Origin of the sequence: Halobacillus massiliensis, assembly GCF_900166625.1 — a bacterium.
Lineage (GTDB): Bacteria > Bacillota > Bacilli > Bacillales > Halobacillaceae > Halobacillus_A > Halobacillus_A massiliensis.
This window is the reverse complement of sequence record NZ_LT800499.1, coordinates 1,094,367-1,120,518: the sequence shown is the minus strand read 5'-3', so window position 1 is coordinate 1,120,518 and position 26,152 is coordinate 1,094,367. Positions and strand designations below refer to the sequence as shown.

At 41.1% G+C, this 26,152-nt stretch carries 29 protein-coding genes; 6 read left to right on the top strand and 23 right to left on the bottom strand.

The annotated features are described in order from the left end of the window. Positions 1-252: 252 nt before the first annotated feature. From B7E06_RS05585 to B7E06_RS05560, 6 genes are all read right to left on the bottom strand, one after another. The gene (locus B7E06_RS05585; RefSeq protein WP_082233056.1) at positions 253-1,245 is read right to left on the bottom strand and encodes a LacI family DNA-binding transcriptional regulator; all 993 of its coding nucleotides are present in this window, start codon (positions 1,243-1,245) and stop codon (positions 253-255) included. A gap of 166 nt (positions 1,246-1,411) precedes the next feature. After that, positions 1,412-1,843, bottom strand: a complete 432-nt coding sequence (locus B7E06_RS05580; protein ID WP_082233055.1) for a hypothetical protein — start codon at positions 1,841-1,843, stop codon at positions 1,412-1,414. Between the two features lie 3 nt (positions 1,844-1,846). Beyond that, positions 1,847-2,101, bottom strand: a complete 255-nt coding sequence (locus B7E06_RS05575) for a SunI/YnzG family protein (RefSeq protein ID WP_082233054.1) — start codon at positions 2,099-2,101, stop codon at positions 1,847-1,849. Between the two features lie 195 nt (positions 2,102-2,296). Further along, a complete protein-coding gene (locus B7E06_RS05570) occupies positions 2,297-2,527 on the bottom strand; it encodes a hypothetical protein (RefSeq protein ID WP_082233053.1) in 231 nt (76 codons plus the stop codon). A 128-nt stretch (positions 2,528-2,655) separates the two neighbouring features. After that, positions 2,656-2,865: a hypothetical protein gene (locus B7E06_RS05565; protein ID WP_082233052.1), complete on the bottom strand. Its 210-nt coding sequence runs from the start codon at positions 2,863-2,865 to the stop codon at positions 2,656-2,658. Positions 2,866-3,092: 227 nt separating this feature from the next. Continuing rightward, complete coding sequence (locus B7E06_RS05560; protein WP_143414460.1) at positions 3,093-3,500, bottom strand: hypothetical protein; 408 nt, start codon at positions 3,498-3,500, stop codon at positions 3,093-3,095. A gap of 158 nt (positions 3,501-3,658) precedes the next feature. Here B7E06_RS05560 and B7E06_RS05555 point away from each other — a divergent pair, with 158 nt between their 5' ends. Next, positions 3,659-4,390, top strand: a complete 732-nt coding sequence (locus B7E06_RS05555; protein WP_082233050.1) for a ZIP family metal transporter — start codon at positions 3,659-3,661, stop codon at positions 4,388-4,390. A 45-nt stretch (positions 4,391-4,435) separates the two neighbouring features. On the opposite strand, the gene B7E06_RS05550 is transcribed toward B7E06_RS05555, so the two are convergent. The 10 genes from B7E06_RS05550 to B7E06_RS05495 all read right to left on the bottom strand — a co-directional run bounded on the left by B7E06_RS05550 (position 4,436) and on the right by B7E06_RS05495 (position 14,646). Then, the gene (locus tag B7E06_RS05550; RefSeq protein ID WP_082233049.1) at positions 4,436-4,963 is read right to left on the bottom strand and encodes a cupin domain-containing protein; all 528 of its coding nucleotides are present in this window, start codon (positions 4,961-4,963) and stop codon (positions 4,436-4,438) included. An 18-nt stretch (positions 4,964-4,981) separates the two neighbouring features. Continuing rightward, complete coding sequence (locus B7E06_RS05545; RefSeq protein WP_082233048.1) at positions 4,982-5,851, bottom strand: SDR family oxidoreductase; 870 nt, start codon at positions 5,849-5,851, stop codon at positions 4,982-4,984. A 183-nt stretch (positions 5,852-6,034) separates the two neighbouring features. Next, positions 6,035-6,508 carry a glutathione peroxidase gene (locus B7E06_RS05535; RefSeq protein WP_082233046.1) on the bottom strand — a complete coding sequence of 158 codons (474 nt, stop codon included), beginning with the start codon at positions 6,506-6,508 and terminating at the stop codon, positions 6,035-6,037. Positions 6,509-6,678: 170 nt separating this feature from the next. Further along, positions 6,679-9,858, bottom strand: coding sequence for a bifunctional cytochrome P450/NADPH--P450 reductase (locus B7E06_RS05530; RefSeq protein WP_082233045.1), 3,180 nt, complete (start codon positions 9,856-9,858; stop codon positions 6,679-6,681). A 62-nt stretch (positions 9,859-9,920) separates the two neighbouring features. Next, entirely contained in the window at positions 9,921-10,358 is a 438-nt protein-coding gene (locus tag B7E06_RS05525) for a MarR family winged helix-turn-helix transcriptional regulator (RefSeq protein ID WP_082233044.1), read from the bottom strand. Positions 10,359-11,139: 781 nt separating this feature from the next. Next, positions 11,140-11,949 carry a DUF817 domain-containing protein gene (locus tag B7E06_RS05515; protein WP_082233042.1) on the bottom strand — a complete coding sequence of 270 codons (810 nt, stop codon included), beginning with the start codon at positions 11,947-11,949 and terminating at the stop codon, positions 11,140-11,142. Positions 11,950-11,986: 37 nt separating this feature from the next. Then, complete coding sequence (locus B7E06_RS05510; RefSeq protein WP_082233041.1) at positions 11,987-12,193, bottom strand: helix-turn-helix domain-containing protein; 207 nt, start codon at positions 12,191-12,193, stop codon at positions 11,987-11,989. Between the two features lie 10 nt (positions 12,194-12,203). After that, on the bottom strand, positions 12,204-12,680 hold the full coding sequence (locus B7E06_RS05505; protein ID WP_082233040.1) for a DUF2975 domain-containing protein: 477 nt from the start codon (positions 12,678-12,680) through the stop codon (positions 12,204-12,206). 145 nt (positions 12,681-12,825) lie between these two features. Then, positions 12,826-13,221, bottom strand: a complete 396-nt coding sequence (locus B7E06_RS05500) for a VOC family protein (protein ID WP_082233039.1) — start codon at positions 13,219-13,221, stop codon at positions 12,826-12,828. A gap of 147 nt (positions 13,222-13,368) precedes the next feature. Next, on the bottom strand, positions 13,369-14,646 hold the full coding sequence (locus B7E06_RS05495; protein WP_082233038.1) for a hemolysin family protein: 1,278 nt from the start codon (positions 14,644-14,646) through the stop codon (positions 13,369-13,371). A 560-nt stretch (positions 14,647-15,206) separates the two neighbouring features. On the opposite strand from B7E06_RS05495, the gene B7E06_RS05490 reads away from it, so the two are divergent. Continuing rightward, entirely contained in the window at positions 15,207-15,947 is a 741-nt protein-coding gene (locus tag B7E06_RS05490; RefSeq protein WP_082233037.1) for a hypothetical protein, read from the top strand. Positions 15,948-16,001: 54 nt separating this feature from the next. On the opposite strand, the gene B7E06_RS05485 is transcribed toward B7E06_RS05490, so the two are convergent. After that, positions 16,002-16,373, bottom strand: a complete 372-nt coding sequence (locus B7E06_RS05485; protein WP_082233036.1) for an FAS1-like dehydratase domain-containing protein — start codon at positions 16,371-16,373, stop codon at positions 16,002-16,004. Between the two features lie 229 nt (positions 16,374-16,602). Between B7E06_RS05485 and B7E06_RS05480 the strand changes: the two genes are divergently transcribed. Further along, positions 16,603-16,950: a DUF4260 domain-containing protein gene (locus B7E06_RS05480; protein ID WP_082233035.1), complete on the top strand. Its 348-nt coding sequence runs from the start codon at positions 16,603-16,605 to the stop codon at positions 16,948-16,950. A 32-nt stretch (positions 16,951-16,982) separates the two neighbouring features. Here the strand turns inward: B7E06_RS05480 and B7E06_RS05475 are convergent, their stop codons facing one another. Continuing rightward, positions 16,983-17,222: a hypothetical protein gene (locus B7E06_RS05475; protein WP_082233034.1), complete on the bottom strand. Its 240-nt coding sequence runs from the start codon at positions 17,220-17,222 to the stop codon at positions 16,983-16,985. Positions 17,223-17,474: 252 nt separating this feature from the next. Next, the gene (locus tag B7E06_RS05465; protein ID WP_082233032.1) at positions 17,475-18,173 is read right to left on the bottom strand and encodes a Type 1 glutamine amidotransferase-like domain-containing protein; all 699 of its coding nucleotides are present in this window, start codon (positions 18,171-18,173) and stop codon (positions 17,475-17,477) included. A gap of 105 nt (positions 18,174-18,278) precedes the next feature. Between B7E06_RS05465 and B7E06_RS05460 the strand changes: the two genes are divergently transcribed. Then, positions 18,279-19,658, top strand: a complete 1,380-nt coding sequence (locus B7E06_RS05460) for an N-acetylmuramoyl-L-alanine amidase (protein ID WP_082233031.1) — start codon at positions 18,279-18,281, stop codon at positions 19,656-19,658. 164 nt (positions 19,659-19,822) lie between these two features. Beyond that, complete coding sequence (locus tag B7E06_RS05455) at positions 19,823-20,035, top strand: hypothetical protein (protein ID WP_082233030.1); 213 nt, start codon at positions 19,823-19,825, stop codon at positions 20,033-20,035. 110 nt (positions 20,036-20,145) lie between these two features. Here the strand turns inward: B7E06_RS05455 and B7E06_RS05450 are convergent, their stop codons facing one another. Then, on the bottom strand, positions 20,146-20,508 hold the full coding sequence (locus B7E06_RS05450) for a winged helix-turn-helix transcriptional regulator (protein WP_082233029.1): 363 nt from the start codon (positions 20,506-20,508) through the stop codon (positions 20,146-20,148). Between the two features lie 861 nt (positions 20,509-21,369). Between B7E06_RS05450 and B7E06_RS05445 the strand changes: the two genes are divergently transcribed. Then, the gene (locus B7E06_RS05445; RefSeq protein WP_082233028.1) at positions 21,370-22,587 is read left to right on the top strand and encodes an MFS transporter; all 1,218 of its coding nucleotides are present in this window, start codon (positions 21,370-21,372) and stop codon (positions 22,585-22,587) included. A 137-nt stretch (positions 22,588-22,724) separates the two neighbouring features. Here B7E06_RS05445 and B7E06_RS05440 read toward each other — a convergent pair whose 3' ends face one another. The 3 genes from B7E06_RS05440 to B7E06_RS05430 all read right to left on the bottom strand — a co-directional run bounded on the left by B7E06_RS05440 (position 22,725) and on the right by B7E06_RS05430 (position 26,115). Next, positions 22,725-23,360 (bottom strand): helix-turn-helix domain-containing protein, encoded by a 636-nt coding sequence (locus tag B7E06_RS05440; RefSeq protein WP_082233027.1) that lies wholly within the window; start codon positions 23,358-23,360, stop codon positions 22,725-22,727. Between the two features lie 74 nt (positions 23,361-23,434). Then, a complete protein-coding gene (gene ftsW, locus B7E06_RS05435; protein ID WP_082233026.1) occupies positions 23,435-24,565 on the bottom strand; it encodes a putative lipid II flippase FtsW in 1,131 nt (376 codons plus the stop codon). 182 nt (positions 24,566-24,747) lie between these two features. Next, complete coding sequence (locus B7E06_RS05430; RefSeq protein ID WP_082233025.1) at positions 24,748-26,115, bottom strand: TrkH family potassium uptake protein; 1,368 nt, start codon at positions 26,113-26,115, stop codon at positions 24,748-24,750. Positions 26,116-26,152 lie beyond the last annotated feature (37 nt).

Sequence of the window (26,152 nt, the reverse complement as noted above, 5' to 3'; positions counted from 1 at the left end):
TTGAACCACTCCTTTTTATGATATCGGTTTCACAAAACACCAAAAAATAAAAATCCAAAATAGTGCTTACATTCAACTGAACTAATAACTTCTTAACGAGTGAATTAACTTCGTGTGATATCGGTTTCACAAAAGGCGAAAAAAATATTACGTTTGTTCCGATATCACACTTTCTGTTTAATTACTTTGTATTATACACAGGTATGATATCGGTTTCAATAGTTTTTTAATTTTTCTGATTGTTTTACGAAATTATGTTGAATCTCTAACTTGTAATTCCACTGGTAATTCAATAATTTCAACTGCTGCCCCATTATTGTTCATCTGCAAAATTAACTGCTCGACCGCTTTCTCTCCCATCTCTTCAATCGGCTGGCGTATCGTTGTCAGTTTAGGATCAATCATTTCAGCGGCAGGCTGATCATCAAATCCAATGACTGCTACATCCTCAGGTACTCTGACACCTTTTTGCTTTGCGGCAATAATTACTCCTGCAGCTATCTCGTCACTTCCAGTGAAAATGGCTGTAGGTCTATCGCTCATGGCCATCATCTTCTTTAAGACACTTTTTCCATCTTCCATTGTATGTTTATTAATAAAAATCCAATTCGGGTTAATAGTAAGCCCCGCTTCCTCTAACGCCTGCTGGTAACCTTTATTGCGATCTTTATCTTTTCCATCTTCGGCAAATAGACCACCTGTACAATAAGCGATCTTTGTGTGACCCTTTTCAATTAGGTGCCTTATTCCTATATAGGCTCCCTTTACCTGATCAAGCCTGACCGTAGGAACATTTGCTTTATTAAGATATTCATTACAAAGCACAATGGGACCATATTGGGTGTAAGGCTCAATCACTTCCCAATCGTTTTCAATAGCCGCCATCACGATACCATCAACTTGACGATTCTTTAAAAGGTTTAAAAAATATAGTTCCTTTTCTTTGTTTTCATTACTTTGAAACATAAGCACTTGATAATTATTTTTAAAAGCCGACTGCTCAATGGAATTAATTAAATATGAGAAAAAGGGATTGACTATTCTCGGAACGATCACGCCAATCGTACTTGTCAGTGTGCCTCGGAGCCTTCTTGCATAAGGATTGGGCACATATCCCAACTCTTTCATTGCTTGTTCTACGCGTTCTCTTTTTTCTTTAGAAATGTAGGGATGGTTGTTGATTACTCGCGAAACTGTAGCTTTAGACAGCCCTGACAGTTTAGCGACATCGGAAATCGTTGGCACACTTCATCACTCCATAATATGAAATCAGTTTCATATCTTTATTCTAATGAAGAGGAAAGAAATAATCAATTATATTCCTAAAAAAAACTCTAATCATGCTTTCTTTTTCTCTGAATTTAGATCGAAAGAGGGACATTTCCTCGATCTCCCATACGACAGCATTTAGCTACTTCCTTCTTTCTAATGTTAAATAATCCTTTGTTTTAATAACGTTTATATTATTTCCCTCTCCGAATCTCACTAAATGGTCATAGCCTTCTGTGCGTGCGAGCACGCCAAGCCTGATATTTCTCGAGTTTTTCATTTTTATAACCGCTGCTTTTTGGGCCCAGCCAATCCGAACAAATTTAATGGATTGAACCTGTTCAGGATACACTGTCCTTCTTAATATCGGCCACTTAAAAAGGAAGGTTTGGTGAACGAGATAATCTCTATTTATTAAGAATGTGGATTGTATAGCTGATAGTAAAACGAGAAGCGGCAATAACAATAAGATAGTCATCAGCCATCCAAATTCATCAGATAATATATTCGCTAAAACAATGAAGATAAATGTAGTTATAAAAGAAATAAATTTTGGATTTATCTTACTTTCCATCCCCTATATCATCCGTTCAATTTTGTTCTTCAAGTTCGTATCATTCGTAAAAAGTACATAGTTCTCTTTCTTCGTTATAATTATAATTCTTTCCGTAGTTCCATAAGGAAACCCTAATCTATAAGCAGCCGCGTCCTCACCGCTAAAACTGTCATCGTTCAAAACTTCAAGAATCTCATATTTTGGAATCTCTACTTTACTGAGCTGCCAGGTTACTAAAATAGCATCATCCTTGTCTTTCACATGAATCCCAATCATAAAATCCCCCAATTCTTCCTTTACATTTTTCTACGTATTGAACGGACTGACGTTTCAAAAAATCAAAAAAAGAACACACCGTTAACAGCGTGTCCTTACCTTCCTTTTTTGTCTTTATCACTATCAGAAAAAGATCGGGTCATTCTTCAAGAGTAAAAGCACGCGGATAGCGTGCTTTTACAGACAAATGGCTATTTAGTTTACCGGGTCCTGATCAGAAATAATATCGGCACTTTCTGAGCCCTTATTTTCCATCCATCCATAGAAAAACACACACATAAAATAGACGGGAACGGCGATAATAAGATACAGCCAGCCTTCGTTTAAGACGGCGGCTTCATAAGGACTGGGGTTAAACATCAAGTGCAAAACCCAGGAAATGTAGGATACGATCCCAATGACGTACATAAAATTAGGCTGGCTCATAAACAATTTACCCTTTTCCTTAATTGTTTTCCATGCCCTTTATTGTAAAAAGGCATTATTAGTGTAAGCTTAACGACCAAAATTATTCATTTTCCTCGTAATCCCAGTGAAATCCGTGCTCTATTAAGTTAGGAATTATTATTAATTTGACCGATTTCCTTTTCGGCCTGATCTTCATTAAATGCTTCCAGCTGATTATGTTCATTTACAGAATCTCCAGAAAGCTCTTCTTCCACGTCAAAGAGCTGGCCGGACTTCACGGAATTCTGCATGCCGATTTCACCTTTAGCATCAGCTTCAATGGGCATTTTAAATGTCTTCTTTTGTTCTTTACTCATAAAATCACCTCTTCAGTAGTTTTCACTTAAAGCTCTCCTTCATTCAAAAATTCTTCTAAAATACATAACTGTGGGAAAACGAACCGCAGTTTCTCACATCTTCTTCATCCGGCATGAGCTCCACTTTCATGGAGAAGAGAATGCACGTCCATGCAGCTACTTTATTGATTCAATTCCGCTCGCGAAAACAAAAAAATAATGGAAGCTTATAAAAAGCTTCCATTACACTATTCTTCCTCTTCTACGCAAGTAAACGACTGAATTTGCTGCAGACTTACTCCATAATATTCCCAGCTGGAACCACCCCAGCGGTATCCTGCCAAGGATTTTTCATCTAAAAGTGTAGGATAAAACCAGAACTGCTCCTCATTTCTAAGCCATAGATAGGTATAATGAAGCAGGCAAGGTCTGATTGCTTCTGAACTGATTCCGCCAAAACAGCATTTAGGTGCACATGAACGATCATCAGCCCCTTCATGTTCTTTAGACTCTGCTGAATCGTCCATTAAAGGGAGCAAAAAATTTAACGCATCCATTAGAGTTTCACTTAGCTCTTCCTCTTCTAGTAAGGGTTCTTCCTCCGCTATTACTTCCTCGTCATGAAATTGCTCATTGTTTTTTTCCACGATTGCCATTTCCTCCTTTTCCCCAATTACTGTTATCTTATTAATTTTAGAAATGTGTGCTTGGACTAAATGAGGAGGATAGCTGCCCTAATATTTAAGACAAGTGCTTCTTTTACTTAAGAAAGAAGCATATAGTGTAAAAAGCTGTGACTGGACGGGGGAAGCTAATGGAAATAGAAATATTAACAATGGCATTATGTGCTCTTGCAACAGGCATCGGCGCCTGTCCTGTTCTGCTCATCCGCCGTATTTCCCACAGACAGATGGATATGATTCTTGCTTTTACTGCAGGAATTATGGTTTCAGCAGCCGCTTACGGTTTGATCCCGACTTCGTTGAAATTAACAAATATATATGTATTAGCTTTTGGTGTTTTATTAGGAGCTTTTCTGCTCAATGTACTGGAGTATGTCATTCCTCACCAGGATCTCGATCATGGACAGGCGGGTAAAATACTGCCTCATCAATCCTTTATGCTCGTTGCAGCGATGACGCTGCACAATATTCCTGAAGGGCTTTCTGTCGGGGCAAGCCTTGGCAGTGAAGTAGAAAACCTCGGCCTTGTTGTCGCGTTATCGATGGGACTTCAAAACGCTCCAGAAGGTTTTCTTGTCGCGCTGTTCCTTGTTAATCAAAAGGTAAACAAGCTTACGGCAGTTTCATTAGCGGTTTTTACCGGAGTAATCGAACTGCTTTCAAGCCTTCTCGGCTACTATTTAATCAGCACAGCCTTATTTCTCGTTCCTTATGGGCTGGCTTTTGCCGCAGGGGCGATGCTGTTTATTGTTTATAAAGAACTGATCCCTGAAACCCATGGTCACGGCTATGAACGTGCAGCGACTTTTTCTTTCTTAGGCGGTCTGCTTTGCATGATTGCACTTGTTGATTGGTTTCGTTAATTTAAAAAAAGAAAGCAGAACCTCACAGGCTCTGCTTTCTTTTCTTTAAATATCCGAATGTGTAAAAATGTCGTAATCGTCCGTACTTGGGGAAGAATATTCTGCCGTAACCGCTCCAGCTTCCCCAGCCTGAAACCAATGCCTGGTGTTGGGCGGGATCGTATATTGGTCGCCTGCCGTCAGAATTACTTCGTGTGCTGCGGTAAAATGTTCTTTATCTTCTTCTGGCGGCTCGGTTTTCGGATTCTCTGTTGGTTCACCTTCTACATATAAGTAAACAGTGCCGAACTTCACGCGGAAGGTTTCTTCTTTACCCGGATCCCCTTCCGTTACTGGCGGGTGCAGGTGCTCCGGACATGTCTGGCGCGGAAACAGCACCCATTCTTTAGCACAGTAGCGGTCTGTATTGATATATACAAACAGTTGAAGGCCGAGCTCATCCAGGCGGTTCAGTCCAAAATCATTTACCTGGATGGATTGAATTTCTTCATCACTTAAAATGACATCTGCCATTTGAAAATATTCATTCGTTTTTCGCTGAACCTCTCGTTCTGATAATTCTTGCAAACTCATGCTAAACGGCCTCCTTTCTTAAGATGTCATAATTTGGCCGCCGTTTACATGAATGCACTGGCCGGTCATGTAGGAACCTTCTTTTGAAGCTAAGAGAACATATGGACCTACCAATTCGGAAGGCTGGCCTGGTCGGTTCATTGGTGTATCTGTTCCGAATTCGCCGACTTTTTCTTCATCAAATGTGGATGGAATGAGTGGTGTCCAGATTGGTCCTGGCGCTACCATATTGACACGGATGCCTTTTTCAACAAGACTAGCTGCCATGCTGCGGGTAAAACCGACGATCGCTCCTTTAGTCGCCGTATAGTCAATTAACATAGGGTTCCCTTTATAAGGGTTTACAGAAGTTGTATTGATAATTGAATTACCCTCTTTTAAATGCGGAAGCGCGAATTTTGTTAAATGAAAAATAGAGTAAATATTTGTTTTAAACGTCTTATCCCACTGTTCATAAGAGATATCCTGAAGATCCTCCGTCGGATATTGCACGGCAGAATTATTAACGAGGATATCAAGCTTTCCAAAGTGATCGACTGTTTTCTCGATTAACTGTTTACATGTCTCTTCTTCAGTAATATCTCCAGGCACAAACAGACATTCAACACCTTCCTGTTCGATCCATTCCTTCGTCTGCTCAGCATCACTCTCTTCACCGTCGACAAAGTTTATCGCTATGTGAGCTCCTTCTTTTGCATAAGCAATAGCCACTGCACGTCCGATCCCGCTGTCTCCACCTGTAATCAGGGCTACTTGACCTTTCAGCTTTTCTGCTCCTTTATAATCAAGCGGCTGGACGGGAAGCGGATCCATCTCCGATTCAATTCCCGGCTGCTTCGATTGTGTCTGTTTCGGCTGCCCGCCGAGCTGTCGCTTATGAATATCCATTTTCATTCTCCTTTGTCTTGAATCATTTTTTGTGTATGTAAGGGAATTACCTCTCCAGGGAATCCTGTAAACATTTGTAAACGGATGCATATAAAATTATTTAAAAAAGCCAGCTGATTCAAATGATCAGCTGGCAAAATTCTATGGATGGTATGGCTTCCCGGATCATGAACATCTGAATGCTTACAGAAGGTTTTGAATATCATCCTCGATTTCTTTAGGCTTGTCCTTTGGAGCGTAGCGGTTTACGACATTTCCTTCACGATCGACGAGAAACTTAGTAAAGTTCCACTTAATTTCTTCATTTAAAAAACCTTTTTGCTGTTCTTTTAAATGCTTAAATAGGGGATCGGCGTCTTTTCCTTTCACATTAATTTTCTTAAAAAGCGGGAAAGTTACGCCGAAATTCACTTTACACGCCTGTTCCATTTCATCATCAGAGACCGGCTCCTGATTCATAAATTGGTTGCTTGGAAAACCAAGCACACGCAAGCCGTCATCATTATACTTTTGGTGCAATTCTTCGAGACCTTCGAATTGATTAGCAAATCCGCACTTGGATGCGGTGTTTACGATGAGAAGGACGTCTCCTTGATAAGTAGAAAGCGGGAAATCCTCTCCATTACTTTTCTTTACTTTGTAATCGAACACTGACATTTTCCATTCCTCCTTTTCCTCATATTAATACAGATACCCTGAGGAATAGAATTTTAATGCCCGGCCGGGGCACATCGAGCATGCTTTTTTTTTGTAGTATATTTATTGTGAGTACGAGAAAGTAAAAAATGCGATCCTCCACTTAAGGAGAAATCGCACTTTTTATTTTTTTAAATTCCAGCCCATACATCTTTCGCATATCGACCGTCTTTTTGCAGCTGATTCAGCCATTCGTCCGCTGTTGTTGCGTCTGTTTCATGAATATCAGCATAAGCATTCTTCAAGGAAGCTTCTACATCAGGAGCCATTTGGCTTCCATCTCCGCAAACATAGAGGCGGCCGCCCTGCTCAAGAATCGAGATGAGCATCTCAGCTTCTTTTTTCATTAAGTGCTGCACGTAAGTTTTTGGTGACTCTTCTTTGCGTGAAAAAGCCGTATGAAGGTTGACAATCCCTTCTTCTTCATATTTCTGGAACTCTTCCTTATAGATAAAGTCCAGCTCATTTCGACAGCCAAAGTAGAGATGAGCTTCACCCAATTCCTTCCCTTTCTGCTGCATCACAGATCGTCTTTGAAGAAATCCACGAAATGGAGCTACACCTGTACCCGGTCCTACCATTATCATAGGTGTCGCTGGGTCTTCAGGAGGTTGAAAATTGGATTCAGGTGTACGGATAAACATCATCACATCTTCTCCCGGCTGACATTCGGCCAGGTAATTAGAGGCAACTCCTGAGTAATGTCCCTTACCGCTCCAGGCAGGTCCATGAACGACAGCTGCTGTTACACTTGCCGTATGAGGGCTCATGCTCGGTGAACTGGAAATAGAATAATACCTCGGTTTTAGCGAAGGCAGTAATTCGATAAACTTCTCAAACGGCATTTCACAAGCCTCATACTTTTCCAGTAAATCCAGCATGGAAATACGTGTCCTTAATACACTCTTCTGGTAAACCCCTTCTTCCAGCAAAGCTTCAAGTTCGATTTTATGAGGAGGACAGACAGTATAAGCCGCCAGCTCCCGAATTTGAGCACGTGTTGCCGCATTCTGCAATTCTACACTGTAGGTCAGAAGGTCTTTCAAGCTGACCGGCTGGTCCAATGGCAGATGTGGGGCACTGATGCCGCTTGCTGTTAGCATAACCTGGTCGTTGTCATTTAACTTAAATCGTGTTAGAACACGATAGACGTTCTCTTTATTATTGCCAGGCAGTATTCCCAGATGGTCTCCCTCCTGGTAAGTTACCCCTTCTGGAAGTGCGATCTCAACATGCCTCGTGCTTCTTCCGCTTTCAGTTGACTGGAGTTCTGTATTTTTGGAAACCTCTGCTGAAACAGCTTCATACGTGCGGGCGAGAGGAGATCCTCCGATGCCTTTTACGAATTCAAGACTTAAAGCGCTCTGTTCTTTAGCTGCATTTTCATTCACCTGCAGGCCAAAGGTCTCAACAGCGTCTGACCACATCTGCTGTTTCCACTGATCCAGGTCTTCTTCAAAATCTCCGCTCACATCGCCTTCCCCGCGATTTGAAAACCGATGGGCCCCACTTTGAGCAAGCATTTCATCTATTAATCTCGGGACATCCTGGTAGGTGCTTGCCCAGTTGTGATCACCACAGCCAAATACAGCATATTGCACACCATCAAGCTCCTCAGCTTTGAGCTCTTTCAGCCACTGAACAAACTGGCCGGCATTACTTGGCGGCTGTCCATTATAAGAAGAAGTGACGATTAGAACCGCTCCTTCTTTTGGTAGTGATCCAATTCGGTCATTTAAAGCGGCAGCTTCTGTTCGCACCCCGCGAAGAGAAGCCTGATCCGCAAGCTCACGTGCCACTCCTTCTGCGGTGCCGGTATCTGAACCGTAAAGCACAAGTAAAGGACGGTCATCCAAACCAATTATCGACGGAGCCTGCTCTTCTTGTTCCTTTTTCTCAGGATAATCGTCTTCCTGCTTATGTTCTACTGGGACGAAGTTTGTTTTCTTCCGCGGCTTCACTTGAATCGTAAAGTCTCCCGGCTTTAAGGTTAAGGTCTGTTTAATGTCCAGTTCATATTGTTTGTGGTCAATAAACTCAAAGTGCTGAAGGAGCATACCTAAGACAAGCGTCGCTTCATGTAAAGCAAACTGCATGCCGATACAGGCCCGCTGTCCATTTCCAAACGGCTTATACGCATGGTGAGGTACTTTTTCCTGATCTTCAAATCGTTCAGGACGAAACTCTTCCGCATCTTCTCCCCATGCTTCCTTATCGCGGTGCAGCTGTGGGATGAGAACCGTCACTCTTTCGTTTGCATTAATAGGATACTTCCCGCCGATTACCGTATCTTCATTGGCATAAAGACTAAAAGCAGGAGCTGTCGGCCATAAACGAAGCGCTTCATTTAAAATCATTCGTACATACTTAAGCTTCGTAACCTGCTTATAAGTAGGTACAGGTCCTGTTAATACTTCATCCACTTCTTCATAAGCCTTCTGTAATTTTTCAGGATTTTTTATTAAATAGTATAAAGCAAAGGAAAGCAGGCCGCTTGTTGTTTCATGACCGGCAATGAGAAAAGTAATAATTTGAAAGCGAATGTTTTCATCATCGAGATTTTCACCGGTTTCAGGGTCTTTCACATTCAGCATACGTGAAAGCAGGTCATTTTCCTGCTCGTTTCTCCCTTCCTTGCGCTCTGCAATAATGCGGTCGACTAAGCTGTTCATCACTTGAATATCATGATTAAACTGCCGCTTCGAGCGGATCATAAGTTTATCCTGCAATTCCAATCGATTGTTTTGATGCATCGCTTCATCAAGAGCGCGCACCATGCTGGTAATGAAAGGATGCGGCACTTCTCTATAATAACTGTTAAATCGATAATTGAATCCGCATAATCCAATGGTATCAAGAGTAAGCCGGGTCATATCCTGCGGTACATCAATGGTTTCATTAGGATTCAGCCGCTCCCACTTCTGTACAAGCTGTACGGCAATATCAACCATCTTTTCATGATAATCCTTCATCGCCCTCTGACTGAATGTAGGCATCAAAATATTATGGGCTTTTTTCCAATTTTTCTCGTGTGTCCAGCTCGTGAATAAACCGTCCCCACCGAATGCCCTCACTTTTTCTAAAGGTCCTTGAATGCTCTTATTAAAGCGGGATTCATCACAAACTTCCTCTACAAGGCGATGTCCAGAAACAATTGTCGCTGGATCGCCGGTAGTTTGCAGTTTGAAAATTTCCCCCTGTTCTTCCGCAAGCTTAATCAGTGATAATATCGGTTTATCTTTATCAATTAAAGGTACATTGCCAAGTGGACCAAAGGTTTTAGGCTGTGGAATATTTGTGACTTCACTCATTTATGAAGCATCCCTTTCTTTTCAGTAGATTTATGGTTGTTAAGTAAAGGCTGGAAAACCCTTTACTTCTTCAGAAGCTTTGCTGCTTCATCAAGCTGTTTAGTGAAATAGATGACTTCTTCTTTGGAAAAATGATCCTCAAACAATTCATTAAGTTTTCCGTAAACAACTTCCTCGGACAGATCGAGCAGCTGCATTCCTTCTTGTGTGAGAGATACAGATTTCTTTCTCTGATCTTTGTCTGAAGTAATATGGATAAGCCCGTCTTCCTTCAGCTTCTTGATTCGATTCGAAATGGCTGTTTTGAAAACCCCTTGAATAGCTGCAATTTCATTTTGAGATATTTTTGGATTCTGTTTAATGATTCTTAATGTCTCCATCTGCTGCTGGGAATACCGGCTCAATGTTTCATGGGATGAGAGAATCTGGGCTACATACGTATTAATCCCCCACATCGCTTCATTGAATTTTACATAAGCTTCTCGTAACTCTTTCGACATTAGTACACCTCCTGTACTAAATGATAGTTAAATAGTACATGATATGTACTATTTGCGCAAGAATTTTCCATTATACTTTCATCTCTCTTTACAGCAAAAAAGCCTCTCTCTGCTATCGACAGGCTGCAAAATGGTTCTTTATAATCACGGGGATCAACAGGTACTATTAGTAGTCACTCCGGGATAACAACTTCTGGTTGGAAGGTGATTTTCCCACCTGTTTTGTCTTTGTTGTTCCTCAAACTTGATCTGTTTGCTTCATTCCTGGCCAGGAGAAAGTTCCGTTTACCTTGAATGAGAAGCGTGCCTGGGGAAAGACTCGCTTTCCATGGGCGAACGCTGAGCTTCTCCCATAGGATTCGCCGATTCACCAGGCCTTTTATGTAAGTAAAAAACATTGGAATAGTGAGGAAAAATCCGGTAGAAAGTTGAAGGAAATAACTTGTTCCGTTTACCTTGATATTGATAGCCGTGCCTGGGGAAAGGCTCGCTTTCCATGGGCGAACGCTGAGCTTCCTCGGGCTTTTAGCCCTCCGGGAGCTCACCCTGTTCTCTTCTCCCATAGGAGTCTCGCCGTTTCCCCTGGCCCTTTGCGTTTATTAGGAGTAACGGAACACAGAGTAAGAAAAGACTATTTCCTTAATAGCGGTTACTGAAACTACAGCGGTCCGTTTATACTACCACTGGTAAAGAGGCTGGGAAATGGCGAGACTCTTGCAGGGAGATAGAGCCAGGATGAGATCCGCGAGTGCAGCGAGCTAGATCACAAATGCATCATTTCTTAAATTCCTTTCTCTGCCTTTAGTAAACGGGTTTCAGGCTCCACGTAATGGGGGTTCTCTTTCACTTGCTTCAATGTCGCTACTATAAGAAAGCTGACAATGACTAATAAAACCCAGGAACTCACCTTTCCTAAATGAACAAGACTCCAGGCGTCCGCTTGATTTGGATATTCCCACGCGCCAAAGAGAGTGGCTAGATTTTCCGCTATCCAAATGAAAAAGCCGATAAGTACAAATGAAAGAGCGATCGGCATCCGGTAAAGGCTTCCATTGACCTCGTATAAAACGGAAGCTTTCCAGAAAACGATAAGGACAAGGCCGGACAGCCACCAGCGTAGATCTATCCAATAATGATGGGTGAAAAAGTTGAAATAAATCGCTGCCGTAAGAGGGACCACTATCCAAAATGGCGGCCACTTCACCAGTTGAACTTTCAGTCTTCTCCAAGCCTGACAAAGGTAACTCGCTACACTGGCGTACATAAATCCGCTGTATAAAGGCACCCCCGCAATTTTGGAATACCCTTCCTCAGGATATGACCATGAACCCATATGCACTTTGTACATCTCAAGAGCCAGCCCAATCAGATGAAACAGGGTAATTACCTTTAGTTCATCCTGTGTTTCAAGCCCGGAGCGCACCATCCACCACTGCATCAGAAGGAAAATGAGAAGCAGCCAGTCATATCGAGGAAGGAGCGGGAAAGTAATAGATTGGGTAATGGCTAAGGAAGCAAAAATAACGACAGGAAATAAACACGACAGGGCCTGCTGCCAGCCAAAATGAAACAGTTGCTTGAATGCTCTCACTGTTTTTTTCCCTCCACGTTTAAACGGCTGATTTGTATTAGTCCTTCTTATATTCCAGAATGTCACCGGGCTGACAGTCCAGCGCCTTGCATATGGCTTCTAATGTCGTAAAACGTATGGCTTTTGCCTTTCCATTTTTCAAGATGGAAAGATTAGCCATCGTAATGCCAACTCTTTCAGAAAGCTCTGTAACACTCATTTTTCGTTTTGCGAGCATGACGTCAATATTTATAATAATGGCCATAATTCTCACCTCAGACCGTTAAATCATTTTCAGATTTTATTTCAATTGCATTTTTTAAAAGCTTTTGAAGAACAGCAGCAAAAACAGCAACCACCATGGAAGCTAATACAATGACTAAACCAACAATGATGAGCCCTGGGGCATCATCTTTCTCCGCTGTGAGATAGATGAGAGGCATGCCTGCCACATAACAACTGCTGATGACCATTGCGCAGTATTTTATAATTTTTAAAGCCTTTACCGATAAATCTGAGAAAGCTTTATGCTTATCGATATAGCCAAGCAGTCTTAACGCCTGGTACAAAGCAATGAAAAAAGCTGCGGCTGTTATATATAAGCCAATGAAAACAGGATATTGAACATAATTAAGCTCCAAAAATTCCGCAATCCCTCTAGATATTGATGGAACCCCAAACAGGCAAAGAGCTGCCACCGGGGCTCCAATTAGAAACACAGCGATCTTTAAAAAGAGCGTTTCACGTTTCATAAAAGCACCTCACTTTTTAATTAAACTAAATGTAGCACATCATTTATTGATAAACAATAAATATTTATTTAATTATAATATATTATTATTGTGAAAAGTTATGTAAATAAAAAAGCATTCCTTCGAAAAGGAATGCTTTTTGACTTCATTTTGCGTTTTCATCAGGCTGGTGAATACCGAAAATATTGCCTTCTGTATCCAGGTAATATCCCTGCCAGGCCATTCCTGGGAGCGCATGTTTAGGCACTGCTACTTTACCGCCATGATCAATAATTTTAGCTTCAATAGAGTCGTAATCTGTCACTTCTAACGTACAGGCAAATCCATTTAAAGGCTGGTTGGCTTCTGGAGGAGGCCCCTGACGCTTCATTAAAGCACCGTTGATCCCCATATTTTTTTCTTCACCGGTTACCGCTCCTAAATATGGCATGCCGGCATACTCGCTCCAGTCTTCAAATGTCCATTCAAATATGTCACCGTAAAACTTCCTTGCCCTCTCCATGTCATCTACATGAATCTCGAAATGAACGACTCGTCCCATCGCCATCCTCCTATTTTTTAGTAGATTTTAATATTGAGATTTACTCTTAATGTATATATTCTATCGATTGTTTGATACTCCTTTATATTTTTAAAGTATCAAAAAAAGAAGCGGCCTATCAGATGTGATGGCCGCTCCTCTTAAGCTTTAAGCTGTTACTTTAATTTTCCGTATCTGTTCATCTTCTGTTTCTATTACTTCAAAACTGTACATTTCATGCATGACAACCGTGCCTTTACGTGCATCAATATTATTTTTTAAAAACCAGCCGGATATCGTATCAACATCTCCGTTTTCAAGCTGAATGTCAAAGTAGTGATTCACTTCGGATATGGACGCTTTTCCGTCAAGGACGAAGGTTCCGTCTTTTTTATCAATAATATCCTCTTCTTCTTCATCAAATTCGTCCCGGATGTCACCGACAATTTCTTCGATGATATCTTCAATCGTTACGATTCCGGAAGTTCCACCGTATTCATCTGACAGGACAACGAGCTGTGTATTTTCCTTCTGCATACGGATAAGCAGCTCTTGAATAGGAATGTTTTCAAAAACCTTCACAATTGGATATATAAAGGATTCCAGGGATTTCGAACTGCTGAGATCTTCCTGAAAAATCTCTTTAATATGAATAACCCCGATGACATGGTCTTTATCTCCTCGAATTACAGGATACCTTGTATATCTCTCACTTTTAATATGCTCCAATGACTCTTCAAGCGAATCCTCAATGTCGATGACCGACATGTCCGTCCGCGGCACCATGATCTCTTTAGCAATACGGTTATCAAATTCAAAAATCCGATCGACGTATTCGTATTCGGACTGATTGATTTCTCCCTTTTCATAACTCTCGGAAAGAATATGGCGGAGTTCTTCTTCTGAGTGCACTTCTTCGGACTCTTTAACGGACTTGAAACCGAGCATGCGAATGAGAATGTTTGCCGAACCGTTCAACAGCCAAATGAGTGGATACATCATTTTACTGTAGAGAATTAAAGGTTGAGCAAGCATCAGTGTAATGGACTCTGCTTTTTGGATCGCCATTGTTTTTGGCGCTAATTCTCCTAATACCACGTGTAAGAAAGTAATAATGAAAAACGCGATAGCAAAGCTGATCGTGTGAGATAATCCAGATGGTAAGTCAAATCCTGCAAGTAATGGGTGAAGCAGGACTTCAAGGGTTGGTTCTCCTAACCACCCCAGTCCCAGGGCTGTAATTGTTATTCCTAACTGACAGGCCGACAAATAATAGTCCAGATTATTTGTGACCTTTAAGGCCCGTTCTGCCCGCTTATTCCCTTCATTTGCCCGTCCTTCCAATCTAGTCTTTCGTACCTTAACAATCGCAAATTCGCTTGCAACAAAGAACGCTGTTAACAGTATTAACACCGCCACTGCTGCAAGCTTAATCGACGTTTCCATAACGTATCCCCTTTATCATTCATTATTTTATTCTTTCAGGCTCCATTTCCATTACTTCATCGATACTTACACTCCCTCCATCCTCCTCCTTTTCGCTTCTTTATATACAAAAAGACCTTTACCGTTTAAGGTAAAGGTCTTTTTGTATCTTCATATCATAATACCTTCACCATATAGGCAAAGGTCTCGCAAACAACGTAATGTTGCCAGTTTAGCCGGTGGTTGTTCACCACGTTTTGTCGACATCACTGTAAGCTACTCCCCTTTGGAGTATTATAAGCTGCTCATGTACAGTTTATACTCGTAAACTGCAAAATTATTTTATAATAATACTTAAGAAACGTCAAGTTTAATAGAATTCACTGCCAGATTCCAGCCTCTTTCCGATATCTATGTGACCCTCAATATCCAGTTGTCTAATCATCTGATTTCCCCATTTTCTTTTAAAATTTTTACATTCCGTAAACATTTTACAACAATTCCCTTAATAAATTTTTATTACAATAATAGACAAATAGGAGCTTAAGAGAGTTGTAAATTAGTGAAAAGGAGAGAGCTAAATGCAAATCGACTTCCATACCCACGCCAATATATTGAGGAAATCGCCAATTACTTTAGATGAATTTATTCAGAAAATGGAAGAAGCCAGCTTAAATGGACTAAATGCATTAGCTTTGACGGAAGATATAAACCACCCTAATTTTACTAGCTTTTATGATATGCTCGACGACAACTTCACTTATGAAGATGATTATTATAATGTAAATGGACTGAAAGTGTTTCCCGGCATGCGAGTTGAAGTGAAAGAAAAAGGCACGTTGTTAATTATTGCTGACCGTGCGACCATCAAGCTTATTTATAAGAAAGTAAAAGATCTCCAGGAGAAGGGCATCCCTGCGGACGATTTACTGAGACTACTAAACAATTATAACGCCTTAAAAATTGGCGCACATCCTTTCCGAGAATCCAATCCATGGCTCCACCACAGTGAGAAAACATTAAAACAATTTGATGCTTTCGATATTAACGGAAAAGATTTATACAAGTACGGCCATAATATGAAGGCAGAAGTGGAAGCTTTAGCTGAACAGCTTCAGATCGGCGCAGTCGGGGGCAGTCATGCTTCTCAGCGTTTTCATTACGGTTGTATTTTCAATGAATTTCCAGAATGTAAAACAATTGATCAGTTGAGAAAAGCTGTGAAAGCACAGGAATATAAAGTGCACGTTTCCCCTTTCTTATATCCCAAGATCAAAGCGGCAAATTTTGTAAACCTGTTCTTCAGAAAAAAAGCAGTTTAAAAACTCTCGAAAAAAAAGCTCCATGCCGCCGCAGGGAGCTTTTCTACTTATCCTTTAATCTTTAATGATGCCGTAACTCGATCCTGTAAGGACTTCTTTTCCTTTCTGATTAAGGTAAACGGACTTCATTTCGACTTTTTTAAAACCATCGGCATTGGCGACATTTGTGAGAGTGACTTCACAGGTGATCGTATCGCCGGAAAAAACAGGGCGGATAAACTCACTAACCATTTCTCTGGCTATGTAATTCAAATCGCCGCCGATTTTCGTTCCAAGGCTCGCAGTTAATAATCCCTGCACCATTAATCGTCCCTGATCATCAGGTTCTACGTGATGCCTGCCCTGGTCACCAGAAATCCTGCTAAATTCTATAACCTCTTCTTTTGTAAACGTCCTGTCCCATGTGTACACATCTCCTGTTTTCATAAAATCCCTCCCCAAATATTGGATGCTATATGTAATATCGTAACAGATAAGTGAATGAGCAACCATTCATTTATAGCCTGGGAAATGAATGGTCAAAAACCGAAATCAGATACCATTCTTATGAAAGTTTTTTCCTTTTTCTTTTAGAAGAAAGATCTCTTTTATATAAAATAATTGAAACCTCGCTTGCCCACTTACGTAAAGTAGTAAATGGATTGGGGGGTACTGAATGAACAAACTCTTTTTACATACGGAAGGGCTGTTTGTTTTTGCAGCTTCGTTATATTTTTACGCCAACATAGGAGGAAGCTGGTGGCTGTTTCTTATCCTTTTATTTGTTCCTGATTTATTTATGCTTGGTTATATTTTTAATAATAGAATGGGCGCCATTATTTATAACATCGGCCATACGTACACCCTTCCCGTTATCCTTACTCTATTCAGTATGATGGTTAATGCTGACTTTCTGTTAAGTGTAAGCATTATTTGGACCGCACACATCGGAATGGATCGTATGTTGGGATACGGTTTAAAATATCCTGGTTCCTTCAAAGATACCCACCTGCAAAGAGTGTAATCGTTATTGAAATGGGTTAACGGCAGTTCTGTTTATTTAATTTCTTCTCGCATTCTCTCTGTGTTTTCCAATAGATCTCGCACGCCGTATAAAATAATTGTAATTCCTATTAGAAAAGAGCAGATGCTCATAATAATCAGCGTTAATCCAGCTTTATTAAACACGAATGCACCCTCTATAGAAAGAATAGCTGAAGTAATAAATTGTGCGGAAAAAAGTATCGCCCCTATTAACAGGAATATAGTCCCCGTAATTATTTTATAATGGCCCATCATTCTCCTCCTTCCTATGGATCATCTCTCTTCTTCTCGTCCTTATAATTCCATAGATGATAACTAACCCAAAATAATACAACAGATAACAAAGAATAAATTCTGTGCTGTTCTGGAAGAAACATATATAATAATATGGCTGAAATTAAAAAGGGAGGCAGCAGGATCCAGTAACGCTTATTTATAAAATGCGGCTTCAACCTAATCCCCCTTCTGTAAATTTTGTAAAATATCGAACCCGTTTGCAATTAGTTACAGGGATTCTAAGTACTCTGTTTGAAGTTCAATTTCCTTAATCCCTTGCTCATAATAAACTTGATATGCTTTAGCATGTGGCCTTGAGCAAACAACTTTATAAATCTCTTCGTCCTTGAAATGAATGGCTGCACCGTCATCTGCTGCTATTCCCGGTTTGATTTGGTCAGAAGCGATAAATTTTTGATAAGCTGGCCTTCTGTTTAGTTCCCCGTCATAATGAGGACAGTTGCTTCCTTTTAAAAAGCCCAGGCAGTCTAAAGGTTGAAGCTCATCCCCATAAGAGTCAGTCACTCCCTGTTCAAACCAGCAAATCGAACCTGCACTGATGCCGGCTAAAACAATCCCCCGCTCCCATGCCTCCTTCATCAATGTATGTAATCCCCATTCCTTCCATAAAATTAATAAGTTTCTTGTATTTCCACCCCCAACATAAATGATGTCTTTATCCAGTACAAATTTTTCAAGGCTTTCTACCGGAGGTTTAAATAATGACAAATGGGAAGGAGTACATTCATAGTTATTAAAAAAATCATAAAAGCTTTGGATCATAATATCACTATCCCCACTGGCCGTTGGCACATAACAAATTTTAGGATTTGGTTTTCCGGCCTGGTTCAGTATGTATTCATCTAATAAGGGGTTTTCAGGCTCCATAGAAAAACCACCACCGCCTAGAGCTATAATCTGCCTCATTATTCCGCTCCTTTATTTGTAAATTATGGATGATTATTTTAACTTTAACATACATCTTTATCATATTAATTACTAGATTAACCTTGAAAGGAAGATAAAATAAAAATGAAGACTATCGTTATAGATCCTGGCCATGGAGGTTCGGATTCTGGTGCAGCTTCTCAAGGGGATTTGGAAAAGGATTTTAATTTATCGATTGCTGTTAAGGTACGTGATTTCCTTATTCAAAACTATGAGGTTCATCTTGTGCTGACGAGAAGCACAGACACATCCTTATCCCTTACCGAACGTACAAATTTAGCAAATGCGCAGAACGCTGATTTTTTCTTATCCATTCACAATAATGCAGGTGGCGGTTCTGGATTCGAAAGTTATATATTCAATGGATCAGTCTCCTCTATTACACGGAATCATCAACACATAATTCATGACCAGATTGTCAGTTCTGCTGGCTCTAAATATGACATTGTCGATAGAGGGAAAAAGCGGGAAGATTTTCACGTATTAAGAGAAAGTCGCATGTCTGCTTTATTGTTAGAAGTGCTGTTTGTGGATAATGACCATGATCTTTCACTGCTGCGAAACACTTCTTTTATTAATGCAATCTCCTCCGCTATTGCCAGAGGAGTGGCACAAGCATTCGATCTGCCGACTAAATTGGATTCTAGTGGATTATTTCAGGTCATTGCCGGCTCTTTTAAGAGCAGAAGCAATGCTGAATATCGGGTCCAGTATTTAAACAGAAAGAATATTCATTCCTGTGTCGTCCCCATTTCAGTTTCAGGTTTCCAATATTATCGAGTACAGGCGGGAGCCTTCTCAAACAGACAAAATGCTGAACAGCAGGTAGAGTTATTGAAGGCTGCCGGGATCAATGACGCGTATTTTATTAGGGAAACAAATACGCCAGCTGCTCCAATACCTCCTCCTTTAACGCCTGTCGAGAAATTCTCCATTTTAGGAGATTCGATCCTCAAGGCCTGCCAGCTCGATGAATTTGTAAAAACTATAAACCCTGATGCGCCGATTTTAGGAGAATACTATATTCAATATGGAAAAGCTTATGGCCTGCGAGGAGATATCGCCTATGCCCAGGCGCTTCATGAAACGAATTATTTCCGTTTTACAGGACTCGTTGATAAGAGCCAGAATAATTATGCAGGGATTGGTGCAACCGGACCTGGATGTCCAGGTGCTGTGTTTGCGTCTCCAGAGTTAGGCGTTCATGCTCATATTCAACACTTATATGCCTATGCTTCTTCTCGAAGTCTTCCTGAAGGCTATAGTAAAGTCGATCCAAGATTTGACTTAGTCACTAGGGGCAGTGCCGCCACATGGATACAGCTAAACGGAAAGTGGGCCGTTCCAGGAACGAGTTATGGTCAAAGTATCCTCTTGCTATTCCGCAGAAATGCCGTTCATGCTGCAGAAGAAATGAAAGAACAAATCAACGACATCAATGACTTACTAAAAGAGCTTGAATAAGGCAAGATCATAAGAAAATTTTCTAAAAGAGAATTCTTGTTATTTGAAGTAATTCCAAATTTTTTAGTTTCAAAAGGCGGTAACTCTCTTTAAGTATGTTAATATCTTTAACATAAGATTTTTTTATAATTGAATAGGAACATAACGGATAAAGGAGTAGAGCTATGGACAATCCGCTAAGCAAGGAAGAAAAAAGGTTATTTGAACAGGAACTCGTCCACCTCTTGAGTCTTAAAGAAGACCCCACCAAGAAAACTAAGGAGCTTGAGCTAATCAACCGCCAAATAGAAGTACTGATTAAGGTTTTAGTGACAAATGATTCTCACTATAAGCGAAGGAAAGGAGCGTCCTCCTTCCTTGAAGTGATCGTCCCTTAATTTTCACCTTTTCTCAGTAAAAAAAATCAAAACGGTGAAGAAAGCAGACACGATTAAATCATGTAAAAAGCCGATCCTTTATGAGAGGATCGGCTTTTATTTATATAAGCTTAAGCTTGTTGGAGTTCGGAACCGTGCACAAGAACTTCTTCTTTATTAGGGTGAGTTTTTTCAATATGCTGTTCTCCCCAGGCACAGAGCATGTCTAAGGCAGGCTTTAGAGACCAGCCGTAATCTGTCAGCTTATATACGACCTTTGGCGGCACCTGCTGGTGAACGATACGATCGATGACGCCGTCCTCTTCGAGCTCTCTCAGCTGCTGGGTGAGCATTTTCTGGGTAATCTTCGGCATTAAACGCTTCAGTTCCCCTGTTCTTAACTCCTGCTTGATTAAATGGCATAAGATAACGACTTTCCATTTTCCTCCGATGACTTCAAGAGAAGCTTCTACAGGAATATTATATTTTTTCACGTGATTCCCTTCTTTCAAAGGATGTTTTTTCTTTTGCTAATTTAACACATCTCTGCCCTGCTTGCCACTATGTTGAACTTCCTATTTTAGGGAGCAAAAAAGGTGATGTTCCTTTTCCTTTAATAGAGAAAAGCGGTTTGGAATTAATTCGCTTTTTAAGCGTGGCATCAGTAAGCCAGCTCGTTTCACCCACGGAGCACATTCTAGTTCTATCTCCCTGCAGGATACTAACCATTATTTTTTTATACCTTATAAGTTTGATAGAGAAAGAGCTGTTCCGTTTATTAAATATGGTGAAAAGCGGCTGGGAAATAGCTCGCTTTCCGCGGGGAGCCGGTGAGCTAGCTCGTTACACTCGCGGATCTCACCTTGGCTCTTCTCCCTGCAAGAGTCTCACCATTTCCCAGCCTCTTTAAATTTTATAGTGCAAACGAAACGCTAGGTTTGTAGAAATCTCCTCTACCTTTGGCCTCTTACGTTAAGGTTCCGTTACTCTAAAAAACATTAAGGGCCAGGGGAAACGGCGAGACTCCTATGGGAGAAAAGAACAGGGGGAGATTCCGGAGGGCTAAAAGCCCGAGGAATCTCATCGTTCGCCCATGGAAAGCGAGCTGTTTCCCCATGCCCTGTTCTCTATAGTAAAGCAAACGGAATTCACTTCTCATATGAAACGAGACTCCTAAACTTTTTTTCAAGCGATAGAGCCCGAAATGACGTAAATGTTACTTTTTAGTGCCTATAGTACTTTTAAGTGCGTTCTTCGCAAGAAGACTCTGTTGGTTCATAATACTCCTTACAGAGAAAACGACAGGCGCCGTCGTGAGTATTTCTTGAATTTACAAACATGAGGAGGACTCTTTCATGAGCCAGAATGTTCAAAAGGTAAAAGGCGGAACACCTGCCTTATTAGCTCTTGCGATTAGTGCCTTTGGTATAGGTACTACAGAATTTGTTCCCGTTGGATTGCTTTCATCTATTGCTGATGATTTATCAATATCAATTACACTTGCCGGCCTGCTTATTTCCGGATATGCGCTTGGAGTGGCGGTAGGAGCTCCGGTGCTGACCGCGCTTACGAGTAAGATGAACCGAAAAACCTTGCTTATGGCGTTAATGGTCTTATTTATTGCAGGTAATCTCGTTTCGGCTTTGTCTTCAAGCTTTGCCCTGCTTATCGTTGCACGCATTATCACTGCTTTCTCCCACGGAATTTTCTTTTCCATAGGATCGACGATTGCGGCAGATCTCGTGCCGGCACATAAGCGGGCCAGTGCGATTGCTTTTATGTTTACAGGCCTTACGGTTGCTACAGTCACCGGTGTTCCATTAGGGACATTTATCGGCCAGAGCTTTGGCTGGAGAGCAACGTTCTTTGGCGTAGCCCTGTTAGGCATTATCGGTATGGCGGCTAGTGCACTGCTTGTCCCGAAAGACCTTAAGCAGGACGCACCTTCAAGCTTTCGCGAGCAGCTGAAGATTTTAAACAGCGGCCCCCTGCTTCTTGCTTTTGCCATTACGGCTTTAGGATACGGAGGGACTTTTGTTACTTTTACGTATTTAACTCCATTACTAACAGATGTAACGGGGTTCAGCCTGAAATGGGTGAGCGCGATTCTTCTTCTATATGGAGCCGCGGTAGCCATCGGCAATATTATCGGCGGTAAAGCTACTGACAAAAACACGCTGAAAGCTCTTGTCACTATGTTTATGCTTCAGGCTGTCATTTTGCTGCTATTAGCCTTTACCGCACCGTTTAAAACGGTCGGCTTAATTACAATTTTCTTAATGGGATTATTTGCTTTTATGAATGTCCCGGGCTTACAGGTTCTTGTCGTCAACCTTGCAGAAAAATATGTACCTTCAGCAGTTAACGTAGCTTCTGCGTTAAATATCGCAGCCTTTAATATCGGCATTGCGATCGGATCTTTTGCCGGCGGTCTGATCGTGGACCATCTCGGCCTGCAGCACACGCCGTGGATCGGTTCCATTATGGTCTTTGCTGCCATGCTGTTAACGGTCTTGCTTAAACGTCTGGAACAGCCGACTGCTGGAAGAGCTATAGAATCGGCCGCCTGCTAATTTTTAGTAAAAAGGAGCATTAACTAAAAAGCACTGACCTCTGTTTAGGTCAGTGCTTTTTTATGAAATCTCTTCTTTCTGTTCACACATGTACACTCCATAATCCTTCCTCAGTGATAAAGCAATCCCAACCATAATTACGTTTTGGTCATAAAGGAGTAATAAAGTTTCACAGCCATTGCATCATCGAGGTAACCGATGGGAAAAAGATAATCAGGGATGACGTCAACCGCTGTAATAAAATAGAGAAGCACGGCTCCAATGGCTGCAAGCTCCCTCCCCCCTTTTTTTCCGCTTTGGAAAGTTTCGTACATCTGCTGTAATTGATGAATAAAAGGACCGGCAGCGCTTCCTACATTATTTATTTTATTTTTGAAATTTTGAAGAATAGATGTTTTCCCTTCTTCTGTTCCGGCATACTGCTCGTATGTTTCAAGCTCTTCTTTAATCCGTTCGATCGAAAAAGAGCCATGATACGTATCTGTTGCTTTTAACATACTTTGGATGCTTTCTACCGACTGATAGAGGTCCTCCTGCTGAGGTTCTTCTTCGGCCACAGGATAATCAGCTTTTTTGTAGAGCTCTGTAATGGAAACCCCCAGTATTTTAGAAAACTTCTCCAAGTGGCGAGGTGTTGCTTTTCGCTTTCCATTTATTATTTTAGAAACCGTTCCAGGATCAATATCGCTTCTGCGGCTGAACTCGCGCATAGAAAGAGATCGTTCCTTCATCCATGCTTTCAGCTGTATTCCCAGTTCGTTCGTTTGAGTCATTTTTTTGCACTTCCTTACCGAAAAATAAGATACTTCTTATTATAACATTTCTGGCGTTGACATTCTGTCATCATTCAGTTTGAAGACGGGCTCTCCTTCCGGGTGAAAGGCTTATATTTAATATATTGAGAAATGTTGGCCAGGACGCCGATCGATAAGAGCATTATAATGAGAGAAGATCCTCCATAACTGAGAAACGGAAGCGGAATTCCTGTAATCGGCAGCAGTCCGGAAACTGCTCCTAAATTAAAGATCACCTGGAGCATGATTTGAAAGGTAAGGCCGATCGCCAGCAATTTTCCGAACATGTCGTCCGTTTTAAAAGCAATTTGAACGCCTTGATACATAATAATCATATAAGCCCCAATCACAACCAGCAGACCCAGTAAACCTAACTCTTCTAAAATAATTGCCATAATAAAATCCGTATGGGCTTCAGGAAGAAACCCGAGCTTCTCTGTACTGTTTCCTAACCCTCTTCCAAGCAATCCACCTGAAGCAATCGCCCGGTAAGAACCGACCAGCTGGTACCCCTCACCTGTCGGATTTGCAAAAGGATTTTGAAAGGAAAGCAGCCGATCCATCCGGTAAGACTCAGACACAGCAAAATAAGCGACGCCTGCTGCAGCAGTGCCACCGAGCAGAAGAATATGCTTAAACTTTGCACCCGAACATAACAAAATAAAACCGCACGGAATGAGAATCGCTGAAGCTGTCCCTAAATCAGGCTGCTGAAGAACGAGCAGAAACACCATTCCCAAAATAACAAGCGGAGGAACTACACCCTTCCCGAAACTATGTATCCAGCGCTGCCTTTTTGCATAGAAGGAAGCAAAGTAAATGATCATCATCAGCTTAATTATTTCTGTCGGCTGAATCATAATAGGTCCAAGTGAAAGCCAGCGCTGCGAGTTGTTTCTTTCGACACCAAAAATCAGTACCGCGAGCAGCAGGACAATGGAAGTGAGAATCATAAAGCGCGTCAGTTTTCCGTAAAGCTTATATGGAAAAAAAGCAGCCATCCCCATAAGGATAATGCCGATCAGAAGCGACACCATCTGTCTTTTAAAAAAGAAAGACGCACTCCCATAATCCATCGTCCCTTTTACAAAACTTGCGCTGTACACCATAAGTGTTCCAAACAGTGCCAGAAAAAGAACGGTACCTATCAGCAGGTGATCCATTTTTTTGAAACGAGCCAGCATTCTTTGATCACCACCTGTCTATCTATGTATGCCAGATTTTATTATCAATATACGTTGACATTTTGTCAACATATAAACAATAAAAAACCTCCTTCCCTTAAAGGAAGGAGGAGAGAGCATACTCATTATTATCTGCAATTTCTAGAAATTCGTAGAAAAAATTTAAATGCTTTTATAAAGACTTAACCTATTATCATTGGTTCTTTCGGATAATGGTAGCGGTCTCTGGATACTTTTCCTCTTAAAATAAACAGGAAGGAAAAGATTCCTATTCTCCCAATAAACATTAAGCAGATAATGATGATTTTTCCGGCTCCATGCAGTTCCGGAGTGATGCCCATCGACAATCCAGTCGTTCCAAAGGCAGAACAGGCTTCAAATAGTATTTCCATCAGGGTAAACTGTGGTTCTGCATAACTTAAAAGCACGACAGCTATACCTGTAATTGCAATAGCGGTGTTAATGACAATAAATGAACGAAAAATATCTTCCTGGTGAATCTCTCGGCGAAATACCCGTACATTGGACTTCCCCCTGGCATACGCAATAACACTTAATAAGGCAATAGCAAATGTAGTCGTTCGAATACCGCCCCCGACACTGCTGGGAGACGCTCCAATAAACATGAGAACACAGATAATTAAAAGTGTTGGCCCGGTAAACTCTGCCACATCCATCGTGGCCAAACCTCCATTTCGAGTGGTCAGGGACTGAAAAAGAGCAAAAAACAAGGATTCGTGCCATGATTTACCTAAAAAGAAATGAGACCGGTCAAATAAATAAATCAGAAGGCCGCCGACCACTACGAGGGCAGCGAAAGTAAAGGAAGTCAGTTTGGCAAATAAAGAAAAATGAATATAAGCATCATTTTTCTTAGTTAAATAATCTTTAACTTCAATAAGAACGGGAAACCCTATCGCGCCAAGTGTCAACAGCAGCATATTAATAAACTGAACAAAATAATCGTGCTGAAACATGACAAGCGAGTTCCCAGTAATGTCAAAGCCTGCGTTAGTGGTAGCACTTACAGAAGCAAACGCTCCCTGGACAAACGCTTCCCCTAATGTAGGAAAATACTGCGTAAAGTACACGCCGAGAATTACTGCCCCCAGGGCTTCAATCGCAAGAATGAGAAGCAAAATCTGCTTAATTAAAACGACCATTCCTGAAAAAGTTGTCTGATTCTGGTCTGTTTTAATCAACTGCCGTCTTTTTAGACCGATTCTTCTGCCGAGCAGCAGCCAGATAAATGTTCCAAGTGTCATGACCCCGATCCCCCCGAATTGGAGAATAAACATCATGACAAAGTAACCTGAAGTATTTAAAGTGTCAGAAACCGTAATGACACTTAGACCAGTTACACTAACAGCACTGACAGCTGTAAATAAAGCATCAAGGAAGCTGAGATGGACACCGCCTTTATGTAAAAAAGGCAAGTTTAGCAGAAAAGTGGAAACCAGAACAGCCGTCAAATAATAAAAAACAATAATCTGAAAAGGAGATAACTTATTGAAATAATTGAAAAATTTCCAGTAAGGACTACGTATCATGTGAATAACTCCCTTAAGCTGACTCTATATTAGGATT